This window comes from Paenibacillus puldeungensis, from assembly GCF_042678945.1.
Taxonomy (GTDB): Bacteria; Bacillota; Bacilli; order Paenibacillales; family Paenibacillaceae; genus Fontibacillus; species Fontibacillus puldeungensis.
This window is the reverse complement of record NZ_JBHTLM010000009.1, coordinates 135,182-147,142: the sequence shown is the minus strand read 5'-3', so window position 1 is coordinate 147,142 and position 11,961 is coordinate 135,182. Positions and strand designations below refer to the sequence as shown.

Here is an 11,961-nt window from a genome sequence, read left to right as displayed (position 1 = left end):
TCCCTTTCTAATTAGTCAGTACATCAAAGCAGTCAAACAGCGCTGCTTCCGGCATGGAAGCAGCTGACCGGATATCCTCCAGCGTGCCGCTCGCTTTGACGCTCCCGCCTGAAATGAGAATAAATTCATCGCAAATCCGTTCCGCCGTATCCAGCACATGCGTCGACATCAGCACTCCGGCGCCGCGGCGGCGCTCCTCTTCAAGCAAACCAAGAAAATCCTTCGTTGCTCTCGGATCCAAACCGATAAACGGCTCATCGACAATATAAACGTCCGGCCGGCCCAGAAAGCCGATCATCAGCATCATTTTTTGCCGCATCCCCTTCGAGAACGATCCCGGGAGCTGATCCTTGGCTTCCATCATTCGAAATTTCTCCAACAAAAAGATCGCTTCCCGCTCAAAATCGGGCTCCTCCATGCCATAAACGGCTGCCGCCAACCCCAGATGCTCCCAAAGCGTCAGCGTATCATAAAAGACAGGCTGCTCGGGAATGTAGGCATAATGATCCGATGCTCCACTAAATTTCACCGACATTTCCCCGTAAGGCAGGAGGCCCAGAATCGCTTTCAGCGTCGTGCTCTTCCCTGCCCCGTTCGGGCCGATCAGTCCGGTAAGCCGACCGGGCTTCACCGTTAGCGAAACATCCCGAATCGCCGCCTTTCCCGTTTCATAGCCCGCCTTCTCAATTGTTACTTCCAGTAGTGATTCTTCCAAAATAATCTCCCCATGGTCATATTTCTACGTTTCATAGTAAATCCAATATAGAGTATAAGCAAATTTCACCTTTAAGGCTGTGTCATTTTCATAAAGCGGCCATACTGCCACTTAGGGCCAATTCTTGGGATTTCTGGTCGCGTTTCATGATTGCCGGGTTAAAGATAAGGAGCATCAGACCAATGACCGCCATTAGGCTTCCCGACAGTATGAAAGCAGGCTGCGGACCAAAAGCCGTTACTAAAGAGGCTCCGACCATCGGGCCGATGACAGAGGCTGCCGAGGTGATGCTGGTGACTGTACCAAACACACGCCCGGTCAAGGTTTCGGGAGTTCGCTGCTGAAGTACGACCTGGAACGGAATCAGTGCCATGCCCGCCCCCATACCGGCCAAGAAAAAGATAAACAGAATAAGGGCATAACCCCAGGCGTTAATCGGTCCAAGCACCGCTACAACGCCCACAAGTGCAAACACGATGCCAAGCAGCGCAGCGCCCGTGCCCATTTTAACCAGCGGCGACCACCGGGCTAGTAATTGAATGAGCCCTGCTGCAGCCAGCGTACCGGTACCACTCAGCGTGATACACCAGCCTAACATATCGTCTGAAATACCCGGAATTTCACGGAACAGCACAACGGACTGTGAATCCGCGATCTGCAGGACTAGCATAGCCATTCCCAAGGTCAACGTACCAAAGGCGATGATCGGAATACTGGCGATGATTTTCATGCCTGCGGCCATTTCATGCCAGAAGCCGGTTTTGTTCGGTTTTTCTGTTTCTTTACTGCTGTCCGATCCTTCGATGTTCGTTTTTGCGGGCTTGCCCGGAACCCCAAACAAGATGATTGCAGAAATCAGGAAGGATACCGCATTAATAATGAAGCAAGCCGAAATGCCAAAGGCAGCAGTCAGCATACCGCCCAAGGCAGGGCCCACAATTTTGCTGCCTTGCTCAATAATCGCGCTGTAGGACACCGCCTTTTCCATATGCTCGGATGGAACAAACTCCTTGATTTTTCCGCTCTTAGCTGGAGAGAAAATAACATCAAAAACGCCTTTTGCAATAAGCAGTGCGTACACCTGCCAAATGTCTGTTACAAACACAAGCCCGAGCACGATGATTACGCGCGCAAGGTCAGAAATGATCATCAAACGCTTCCGCTCTACTCGGTCCGACAGCAACCCGGCTAGCGGTCCCCCTAATAACATCGGCAGCAGCATGCACAGAGAAACAGCTGTAATCTGCCACGGAGTGGCGTTCCACTTTAAGCCAACCATCGTCAGTAAAGCTAGCAAATACAACCAATCCCCCAAATTAGAGATCAGCTGTGCGGACATCAGACACATATAAGCGCGATTATGAAGCAGCCCTTTCCCGTTCGCTTTTCCGCCCGCCGACAATTCCTCTTTCTTAGAAAACAGCATCACTTTTCACCCATTCCTTTATCGTTATGCTGTTATCTTAGAACTTTTGCCGTTTTGTTCCATCCGTCTCCGGAATGATACCAGTTTCTGGCTTAGGAATGAAATTTAGGCCGTTCTTCAGGACTAGAACAAAGCAAAAAGTGGTATTTTTGCGAGTTGGAATCAGTTTACATCCTAAAAGCCGCAAATTGTGATAAATTATATTTTTTTTATTTGCTGAGTGTTCTAAGATATCACTAATTTCTGTTATGTAAAAACATTCACAAATATAAAATAAGGCGGGATGAATGAATATGTTGAAAACCGAGGAACGTGGAACTGACTTGTCGCTGCATTTATACCGGGTCTTTGCCAAGTCATTTAAGAGTGTTAACGAGCACGCAGTGACGGGCAGCAAAATCCAGGGTTTTAATCCTACGGCTTTCGCAGTTTTGGAGGTCCTATACTATAAAGGATCGCAGCCTATTCAACAGATCGGCGCTAAACTGCTGCTGCAAAGCGGGAACGTAACTTATGTGATCGATAAGTTGGAGTCGGCCGGTTTGCTGCATCGCACTCCATGCCCACGCGACCGCCGGGTCATCTATGCGGAGCTTACTCCAAAGGGCAAAGAGATGATGGACCAGTTATACCCGGAGTTTGCTGAACGCATCAATCATGCTTTAAGCGGTCTAACCGACGAAGAGAAAGAAACGATGATTGATTTGCTTAAAAAAATGGGAAGAGAAGCAGAGAAGCTTGCTCCATTAATGCGGAAATAAAATTGTACAACCCGGCCATATGCAAATAGCGCGAGTCCAGAAACGATTGATATCGCTCCTGGTTACTCGCGCTTTGTATTTCCTGTAACAACCATGATCAATGAGTAGGATCCATATCCTTTTTCTTATGGTGATTATGCGCATCCCGATGCCGCTGATCATTCACCGATTGCTGCAATTGCTGCGCTTCCTGGCTCGTCGCCGGACTATGCTCCAAATCCTGTACGACGTTGCTTAAGTTTTTATCCGCTCCGCCTTTATGCCGTGTCATCCGTTAGTCCTCGCTTTCTCGTTAGGGATTGGTCATGGGGGATAGAGCTTGAGCACATTCATGGATATGCCTTACGTAATCTCCGGTCAGCTCCTGGATTTGTTCGGTATTCTCAGCCACGGTTTGCCCGGCTCGTTCCACATCAACCAACTCCACCTGTACCTCCCGACGATCCAGATAAGAGCACTGAAAATCAAATGAAAAAAATTGATGACCGGCCGCGTCGATATGAATCCGAAGCCCCTTGGGATCGGCCGCATCGGCTTGCACCTGGGCCGAATCCCCAGGATTCAAGTACTCCGGAAGCTGCTTCTGCCATGCGTCAACTAGGGTGCTTTGATCGACATTCATCTCTTTATTCATGGTAACACCTCCCCTTTCTTCGTTAAGGTGCGAAGAAGTGGGAATTTTTATACGTTATATAAGTTTAAACCCATGTTTGCCCGAATGGAGCCAGGTGAAATGTTCTCCATGTTCCAGCGCTCCGCTGGTGTGCCGGCAAACAGGTTAGGCTCATGGGTGATGACGATGAGGGAAGCTCCGGCGGCTACCGCATCGCTGCACAGGCGGATCAGTATCCGCAGCCCGTTGTAATCGATCCCGGCGGTAGGTTCATCGAGAATGTAAAGCTGCTTTGGGCTGATCATTGCTGCTGCCACACTAAGCAGCCGCTTCTCCCCGCCGCTAAGCAAGTAAGGCGAAAGCTCCGTTTTCTCGCTCAAGCCTATCGCTTCGAGCATTTGACAGGCGCGGAGCTGCAAATCCTCAGGCAGCGGATCAGCTGGCCGAAGCCGGAACTCGGAGCGCGGGCCGTAGAGCAGCTCATCCATCACCGTGTGCGCGACGAATTGCTGCTCCGGCTGCTGAAAGATGTACCCGATGTCAGATGCTAGACGGTACAGCGATAAGCTGGAAATATCCTGGCCCCGCCAAAATACGGTGCCTTTTGGCGGACGGATCAAGCCCATGATCAGTCGGGATAACGTCGTTTTTCCGGAACCATTCTCCCCGCAGAGCAGCCGCCATTCACCGGGCTGAAGCGACAGCTCCACATTTCGCAGCACCGGCTCCGCCTTGCGGTCGTAGGCGTAGGTTAGGCCGCGCACCGTGAGCAGCGGGGCTTGCGATGCGTTTGGCGGCGCGGCGAGGTGCGACGACGTAGATGCTGGTGAGGACGAAAGTGCCGCGGGTGGCGCTTCGGCCAAGCTATCTTGTGCCTCGGCAGGGGCATACTGCTGCGGCGCAGCAGCCTGAGCGACCGCAGCAGGCGCGGCCTGGAGCAGGCCAAGCTGCGCAAGGCGTGCTCGCTCGCTGCGGAGCAGCTCATCGGCCGGACCGTCCGGCAGGACGGTGCCGGCCTCGAGCACCACGAGCCGCGGGGCCGCGCCCGCGAGCTCGTCGATCCGGCCGGACAGCGTCAGCACGGTCCGGCCCTCGCCATGCAAGCGGCGCAGCAGCGCTTGCAGACGCCGCCGCGAGGCGGCGTCAAGGCTAGCCGTCGCCTCGTCGAGGACGAGCAGCGACGGCGTCAGCGCCAGCACCGCCGCGATGGCGGTGCGCTGACGCACGCCCCCGGACAGGGCGTGCACGCGGTCCATGCGCCGGGACGCAAGGTCCACCGCGTTCAGCGCATCAGCTACCCGCCGCCGGATTTCTGCGGCGGGGACGCACAGATTTTCCGGGCCGAAGGCGACTTCGTCTTCGACCCGTCCCTGGACAAGCTGCGCATCGGGGTCCTGAAAAACGACCCCGATGTGCCGGGCCACCTCGGCGATATCCGCCTCGGCAGGGTCAAGACCGCAGGCACGCAGCTCCCCCTGCCTGATTCCTCCCCCGGCCCGCGGCAGGTAGCCGCTAATGAGCCCGGCCAGCGTCGATTTTCCGCTGCCGCTCGCACCGACGATCGCAACCCATTCGCCGGCGTTAACCGTAAGGGAGACATGTCCCAGCGCAAGAGAGGCATTCGGCTCGTAGGCATAACATACATCCTTCAGTTCCAATGCCGGCCCCAGCATTTTAGGATTCCACAGCCCGACTTACTGCAAATCTGCGAAGCAATCCACTGCGCGACAAGGCGTCACCGAGCAGCTTGGTCAGAAGGCCACACAGTAAAATCCCGCTCATGATCCGCACGCACAAAGCGACGAGCAGTACGCCGGTTCCCCATTTGGTATAGCCGAACATTTGCGCAGCGAAGAAAAACCATACGGGCACCATAGCTCCCCCGGTAAACATCATCACCGGCAAACTCCAGTTCTTGTAACGAAAAGCAGCAAACACAGCCTCTGCGATGATCAGGTAACAAGCCGCTGCCGCAAAGCAAGAAAGAATGCCGTAGGCTGAGCCCATAAATGACTGCACGACCGCTCCAATTCCATATGTAATCAGCGCTGTGCCCGGTTTTCGAATGATATAGTAGGCTAGCAGTCCATAAATCATATACAGTCCGGTGATCGTAGAAGTTGCGATCGGTCCACCCAACCCGTTCAAAGCCTGGTTAACCTGGGATAAATAAACGGTCATGACGGCGTTGGCTGCGGCCAGCATCGCCATCAGCACGATATCCAGCGTCGTAAACTTGGCAAAACCTTTTCTGCTTGATTGCTCTTTCATTTCAATTTCCATCCTCTCGAAACTCAATTGTTAACCTCAAATATGAATTTAGGTTAACAATCACTTCGCGTCAAGTCCTTTTTTGGGACAGCTCACCCGTTTTAGCCTCTTACAAAAACCAAAGAAACGCTGTTACAAGCGAGCTTAGGCATATTAGCCAAATTCCTGCAGGCTCTAAATTTACTTCGCGAAGATATGTCCTTTCCGAATATGCGCCAAATCCTTTGACATCCATGGCGCCCGCTGTCTGTTCCACCCGCCGGATGGCACCAGCGAATACGGAATACAGACTGCCCTGCCACATTCGAAGACGCTCAAGCCTCCCCCGCGGCTCCCTTCCAAAGCGGATTTTACGTGCAGCGGTGGACACCTTGCGCTCCTCGGCCAGCAGCGGTAAAAATGTCAGCGCCATGGATACACCAAACACAAAGCGGTAAGGCAGTTTGAGCCGGGTCGTCATGATCACCACGAAATCCTTGGGGTCCGTCGTCTCCATATACACCAGTGACGATAGGAAAAGACAAAACAAACGGAGCGTCACCGCCGCTGCCGCCGCAAGCGCACCGACCGAAAGCTGCAGTGGTCCAGCAGAAATTACGGCTCCGCTTGAACGCGCCGCTATCGCCGTTAAAATCATGAGTGGTATTCCGAATTTTGCAATAAACAGTATTCTATTCCCCAGCCTACTCCAGCTTATAGTAGCTCCAAACCGTGCGATCCCAATTAGCGTGAGCAGCATAACACCCAGCCATAACGGCTCGTCCCAATGCATGGCCAAAATCGCTATACATAATGTCGCCACCAGCTTGCTTAGCGGGTCCAGCCTTTCCAGCAGGTTTCGCTGGGATGAACGTGATAAAGCCATCGCTATCTTTTCCCTCCTGAATAATACTCTCTCTTTAGCAGAGAATACATCAGCAAATCGACAAACCCTGTTTCCAACCGCTGGTATTCCCTTAGCAGCCCTTCCTCCGTAAACCCAAACGCCTCCACCAAACGGCGGGAAGCCCGGTTTCGCGGATCAATCAACGCTTCAATGCGGTTTAACCCCATCGTCTCATATCCGTATGCAAGGAGCATTCGCAGCGCCTCTGACATGTAACCATGTCCCCAATATTCCAGCCCTAAATCGTAGCCGATCTCGCCGCGATATGCTCCGGACAGCTCCCATACATTGAAGCCGCAGCTGCCGATCAGCTTCCGTTCCTCCTTCAGCTCAATGCCAAAACGCAACGCGTCCTCCGTCTCGGCCAGGCCGTTCAGAAAATTGATCATCTCCCGAGTATCTTCTACCGAAGCAAACGGAGGCAAATTTATGTACTTCACTACCTTGGGATCACTCCAATATTTGAACATTACAGCTGCATCCGCAGATTCCATAGGCCGCAGCCGCAATCTTTCGCCTTCTATGACAGGTATATTCCCGCTGCATCTATACAACAGCTTTCTCCTCCTAACTTGAATCAAGAGCACCTATCAATAGCTAAACATAACTGAATGAACATCGTCAAAGGGAACCGCAAATTTTGCGAGGTCATGCGATTTTCTAACGTACTTTTCGGTGATACTATAATCATGTAAAAAGAGAGACGATTCCAAACCGAGTCGTTAAACCGGGTAGGTTTTGAAGGAGGAAGCTAGAATGGTTTTCAGGGTAGGTTTCACCGCAGTCGTGACGGCGATTCTGCTGTTGATTGTCGTTTCCGGAGGTTTGCTGATCAAGTTTGCGGTTCGGCAAATTGCCCAAATGCGGCTGCAGACGATGGAAAGTATCTATGAATATTTGGAGCGCACCGGGGTCTATACGAAAGAACGGTTCGATGCGCTGGACAAACGCCCGGTCCAAGTTACTTCCAAGGACGGCCTGCGACTAAGTGGGTACCTGCTTGAATCTTATCCGGGGTCGAATCGATTCATAATCATCGTCCACGGCTACACCGTATCACTCCATGCGTCGACGCAATACATCGATATGTTCGAGGAAGCCGGGTTTAATATTCTATTGATCGATCAACGTCGGCACGGCAATAGTGAAGGCGAATACACCACTTACGGTTATTTGGAAAAATACGATGTACAGGCTTGGGTGGACTGGATTTTGGAACATTACGGGGAAAATAGCGTAATTGGACTGCACGGTCAATCGTTTGGCGGGGGGACGGTACTGGAATATTTGGGCATTGCACATCCAACCGTCAAGTTCGTCATCGCGGATTGCCCATATTCCGATTTAACTAAATTGATGCGACATCAAATTACCAAACTATACAAGCTGCCTGCAGCCCCTATTCTGCCGTTGGTTAACAGGCGATTACAGCGGAAGGCCGGATTTAAGCTTAGTCAGGTCAGCCCTATCAGAGCGGTGAAGCGGAGCGGACTGCCGGTGCTGTTCATTCACGGCACAGAAGACAACTATGTGCCCACCTATATGAGCAAAGAGCTCTACCAACACAAGCCAGAGCCCAAAAGACTGGTTCTCGTCGAAGGTGCGGTTCACGCAAATGCATACGGAGTTAACCCTAAGCGTTATACCGAGGAAGTCCACAATTTCATTTCGGATGTCCTTGGTTCAGACGCTACAGAAGCTTCCTATTTGCCGAGCATTTGATTTTGGGCGAGAACAATATACTGATCCAGGCGCTGACTCAACTCTAAAATAGTCCCGCTATTGAAATTGTTCCCAGTCGCGGCACTCATCAATTCGGAGCGCAAATGCTCGATCGTCGCCTTAAGATCATTGCTTATTCGATTATTAGATCGGCGAGTGCTGCCATAAGATTGAGATACCATAGAAATCACCTTTTCTATTAGGTTAAACCTATTTTACCGCATGATGCCAAAAAACATATTTTGCAAATTTGATAAAATTTAGCACTCTGTGTCGGAGTTTGTAATTTGATGTCTTAAAGAGCTAACTCCTTAGCTGCTACATCATTTATAATAGCCTTATCGCTGCCGCTGTAGCTTATTTAACGATGCTTGCTTGCTCGGGCGGTGGCATGAAGGAGAGGGGGATGCTGTCATGTTTGAAGCAGGCCAATATTCAGGCACCCGCGAGGAGCGGGATCATGCGGTGCTGTCGCAGCTTCGCGGTCTGATTTATGGGGAAAGCAGTTATGTGGCCAACCTGGCCAATGCCGCAGCTTTGCTGCGTTTTTATTTGGATGAAATCAATTGGGTCGGATTTTATTTATTTGACGACCACGAACTGGTGCTTGGGCCTTTTCAGGGCCTGCCGGCCTGCATACGGATTCCACTAGGAAAAGGCGTGTGTGGTACGAGTGCGGAGCGCCGTGAAACATTAAGAATCGACGACGTTCATGCGTTTCCAGGGCACATAGCTTGTGATGCGGCTTCCATGAGCGAAATTGTCGTTCCGATCGTGAAGGACGACCGCTTGCTTGGGGTGTTGGATATCGACAGTCCTATAAAGAGCCGCTTCAACGAAGCGGACCAAGTGTTTCTGGAGCAATTCGTAGCTGTTCTGACCGAGCAGTTGCCTGCTGCAATCGGTTAACCACGTACATCCGGTTAGTAAGAAAAACCTAGCCCGCGGCTAGGTCCTTATTTAAACCATATGTTTACGCGCATAGGGAAAAGAATTGGGTATGGGGGTCCGTCCGTTTTTACCCCATACCCATTCTTTTTGTACTACTTCCTACTTCCTACTTTCCACTTCCTGCTCCCGTCAGCTTTTTGAATCTGGCCTGTCTTTGATCCGGTCTCATGTCCACGAATGTAAGTCCCTGCCTTCGCACCATTCACCACTAAATGTATTTAATACAGCTATTTCTGGGTCAAATGTAGATTTTGGAATTTTAGCTGCACAATATACATCTAAATCAGATCAATCAGCTTTGGCGAGACTGTTTTGTTTATTTTAGCTGCACTTTTTGCATTTAAATGCTCAATTCTGCCAATATGGCGACTTTTAACTGCACTAAATACATTTATTGGGTTTAAAGAAACAGTGAGTTATACGCCCCCCATTCCTACTCGTTGATCGACAAACATGGCTACTTAGAACGAGGTTCGGTATCTTTCTTCACCTGCCGCCTCTAGTTACAACCTATCCCTGTCTGAATTTCTAATGATCTCAAGCCCTTCCATATGCCGCTTGCTCATCAGCTTCCGCTTCTTGCGGTTCTCCTTCGTATCAAAGACGATGTCGAAATCATAGTCGTCCGGGTACAGCTCTTCCTTCTTGATGTAAGGCTTGAGCCGTTTATGGTTTACCTTGATACGCTGCTTCTGCACCATCACCTCAACGATGCCCCTATGATCCTGAGCCTCGCTCACGATGCCGATCTTTCCCAAGGAGGTCACAATGACTGCATCGCCAACCTCAAAGGGCCGGGATTTCTTCACCGTCTCACCTTCAGCTGCATCGGCCTTATCAGATGCCTCGCCTGAACGCGACTCAGATACGGGATCTGAGCCACGGCTTGCGGTTTCACCATCAGCTGCGCGCAGTCCTTTGCTCGTATCGGAGTCTCTATCAGTTCCTTCGGGTGCGCTTGGCCCCCACTCTCTGGGTTGCTCAACGGGCTGAACAGCTGACTGCGGCAAAATATCGTCCCACAGCATCCCGCTGCTCGCATCTTCTGTAGCCTGGCGGCTCACAATTTGCTGGGAACGCTCCACAATTCCGGAGGCAATTCCGAGCTTGCGGGCGATTTCGATCGCGTAGCTTCGCCCGGCTTTCCCGATCGTCAGCCGGTATAGCGGTCGCAGCGTCTCCGCATCAAACTCCATCCGAGCGTTCTGAAAGCCCGGCGCACGAGCTGCGAACGTCTTCAGCTCGTTGAAATGCGTCGTCACAAGCACTGTAGCGCCCTTCCGGCTGAATTCCTCCAGAATGGCGATCGACAAGGCAATGCCTTCGCCCGGATCCGTGCCTGCTGCCAGCTCGTCGATCAGCAGCAGCGTAGATGGTCCCGCCGTCCGCAGCATGCGGACCAGAGCTCCGATTTGCGCAGAGAATGTGCTAAGCGATTGCTCCAGGTTTTGTCCGTCTCCGATTACCGCCATAATCCCCCGGTAAACGGCGAAACGACTTCCCGGTTCGACTGGAACGAGCAAGCCCGATTGAAACATTAGGGTTAATAAACCGACTGTTTTCAGCACAACCGTTTTTCCGCCCGTATTCGGGCCGGTAATAATGAGCGTCCGGTAGTTCGTGCCAATTTCCAAATCCAGCGGCACCATCGTTTGCAGCAGTCTAGGATGTCTTGCACCACGTATGACGGTTCCTCCATCCTCGCTAATTGCTGCCTCGGCGCCCTTAATCGCTGCCGCATATTTCGCTTTGGCAAAAATAAAATCGTACGTACCGGTGATGTCGATGTTCCGAATGATCGAGGCTGATTCGCGCTCTACTAGCCCCGCCAGGTATCCCAAAATTTTAGCTTCCTCTCGTGCCTCCTCTCCCTGCAGCACTTCCAGCTCTCCTTGCAGCGAGGACACCTCATGCGGCTCGATAAACACGGTTTGCCCACTGGTGGATTGATCCAGCATCCGGCCGTTTACCTGCTTGTAATAGTCCTTTTTCACGGGAATCACATACCTTCCGCCGCGAATACTGACGATGTTCTCCTGCAAAATAGCGGCATGACGGGCCATGACGGACTGGAGCTTCTTCTGAATCCGTTCCTTGACCACGGCGATGCGCCTCCGAATCTTCTCCAAATCCCGACTTGCCTCATCTGTGATGACCCCGTAGCGAATGCAGCGCAGTATTTCCTGCTGCAGTTGGGGCAGATCCTGCAGATCAACAGCGTACGTTCCGATTCGCCAAGCCGCTTCCCCTTTGGACGCCATATATTTCTTGAGCTGGGCGCAGCTGTGCAGGAACGTTTGAACGGCCATCAGATCCTGCTCCGTAAATAAATATCCCGTCCCCATCAACGATACGACCAGTTCAATCCCTTCAAGAGAGGGGAGCGGCACACTAGCGCCCTTTCCATACAAGGCAAGCGCCTCCGCCGTTTCTGCAATCGCACGTTCGATCGCCCGATTCTCCTCCATCGGAACGAGGCCGGTGATCCGGTTCCTGCCTTCGTAGGAAACTGCGTAGTGCAGCAATTCTTGCTTAATATCTTCATATTCCAGCATGTTCAGTGAAAAGTTCTCCATGGTTAACCTCCTAAATTTCAGCCTGATGAGTAAACCTGTT

At 51.8% G+C, this 11,961-nt stretch carries 13 protein-coding genes; 3 read left to right on the top strand and 10 right to left on the bottom strand.

The genetic code is table 11. The features are described from left to right. Nucleotides 1-7: 7 nt before the first annotated feature. Together ACFQ3W_RS14175 and ACFQ3W_RS14170 are read right to left on the bottom strand one after the other, a co-directional pair. Entirely contained in the window at nt 8-715 is a 708-nt protein-coding gene (locus tag ACFQ3W_RS14175; RefSeq protein WP_379319884.1) for an ABC transporter ATP-binding protein, read from the bottom strand. An 88-nt stretch (nt 716-803) separates the two neighbouring features. Beyond that, nucleotides 804-2,141, bottom strand: a complete 1,338-nt coding sequence (locus tag ACFQ3W_RS14170) for an MFS transporter (RefSeq protein WP_379319883.1) — start codon at nt 2,139-2,141, stop codon at nt 804-806. A gap of 293 nt (nt 2,142-2,434) precedes the next feature. On the opposite strand from ACFQ3W_RS14170, the gene ACFQ3W_RS14165 reads away from it, so the two are divergent. Next, entirely contained in the window at nt 2,435-2,902 is a 468-nt protein-coding gene (locus ACFQ3W_RS14165) for a MarR family winged helix-turn-helix transcriptional regulator (RefSeq protein ID WP_379319946.1), read from the top strand. 97 nt (nt 2,903-2,999) lie between these two features. Here the strand turns inward: ACFQ3W_RS14165 and ACFQ3W_RS14160 are convergent, their stop codons facing one another. The 6 genes from ACFQ3W_RS14160 to ACFQ3W_RS14135 all read right to left on the bottom strand — a co-directional run bounded on the left by ACFQ3W_RS14160 (nt 3,000) and on the right by ACFQ3W_RS14135 (nt 7,226). Next, nucleotides 3,000-3,173 (bottom strand): hypothetical protein, encoded by a 174-nt coding sequence (locus tag ACFQ3W_RS14160; protein WP_379319882.1) that lies wholly within the window; start codon nt 3,171-3,173, stop codon nt 3,000-3,002. A 21-nt stretch (nt 3,174-3,194) separates the two neighbouring features. Then, a complete protein-coding gene (locus ACFQ3W_RS14155; RefSeq protein WP_379319881.1) occupies nt 3,195-3,536 on the bottom strand; it encodes a hypothetical protein in 342 nt (113 codons plus the stop codon). Between the two features lie 47 nt (nt 3,537-3,583). After that, a complete protein-coding gene (locus tag ACFQ3W_RS14150) occupies nt 3,584-5,188 on the bottom strand; it encodes an ABC transporter ATP-binding protein (RefSeq protein ID WP_379319880.1) in 1,605 nt (534 codons plus the stop codon). 1 nt (nt 5,189) lies between these two features. Next, nucleotides 5,190-5,786 carry an ECF transporter S component gene (locus tag ACFQ3W_RS14145; protein WP_379319879.1) on the bottom strand — a complete coding sequence of 199 codons (597 nt, stop codon included), beginning with the start codon at nt 5,784-5,786 and terminating at the stop codon, nt 5,190-5,192. Nucleotides 5,787-5,895: 109 nt separating this feature from the next. Continuing rightward, nucleotides 5,896-6,651, bottom strand: coding sequence for an energy-coupling factor transporter transmembrane component T family protein (locus tag ACFQ3W_RS14140; RefSeq protein ID WP_379319878.1), 756 nt, complete (start codon nt 6,649-6,651; stop codon nt 5,896-5,898). A gap of 2 nt (nt 6,652-6,653) precedes the next feature. After that, nucleotides 6,654-7,226, bottom strand: a complete 573-nt coding sequence (locus ACFQ3W_RS14135) for a GNAT family N-acetyltransferase (protein WP_379319877.1) — start codon at nt 7,224-7,226, stop codon at nt 6,654-6,656. Nucleotides 7,227-7,428: 202 nt separating this feature from the next. Here ACFQ3W_RS14135 and ACFQ3W_RS14130 point away from each other — a divergent pair, with 202 nt between their 5' ends. Next, nucleotides 7,429-8,394 carry an alpha/beta hydrolase gene (locus ACFQ3W_RS14130; protein ID WP_379319876.1) on the top strand — a complete coding sequence of 322 codons (966 nt, stop codon included), beginning with the start codon at nt 7,429-7,431 and terminating at the stop codon, nt 8,392-8,394. Here ACFQ3W_RS14130 and ACFQ3W_RS14125 read toward each other — a convergent pair. Continuing rightward, nucleotides 8,376-8,576, bottom strand: coding sequence for an aspartyl-phosphate phosphatase Spo0E family protein (locus ACFQ3W_RS14125; RefSeq protein WP_379319875.1), 201 nt, complete (start codon nt 8,574-8,576; stop codon nt 8,376-8,378). The two genes, ACFQ3W_RS14130 and ACFQ3W_RS14125, sit on opposite strands and share 19 nt — an antisense overlap. 232 nt (nt 8,577-8,808) lie before the next feature. On the opposite strand from ACFQ3W_RS14125, the gene ACFQ3W_RS14120 reads away from it, so the two are divergent. After that, complete coding sequence (locus ACFQ3W_RS14120; protein WP_379319874.1) at nt 8,809-9,303, top strand: GAF domain-containing protein; 495 nt, start codon at nt 8,809-8,811, stop codon at nt 9,301-9,303. A gap of 545 nt (nt 9,304-9,848) precedes the next feature. Here ACFQ3W_RS14120 and ACFQ3W_RS14115 read toward each other — a convergent pair. Continuing rightward, nucleotides 9,849-11,921: an endonuclease MutS2 gene (locus ACFQ3W_RS14115; protein WP_379319873.1), complete on the bottom strand. Its 2,073-nt coding sequence runs from the start codon at nt 11,919-11,921 to the stop codon at nt 9,849-9,851. Nucleotides 11,922-11,961: the final 40 nt, after the last annotated feature.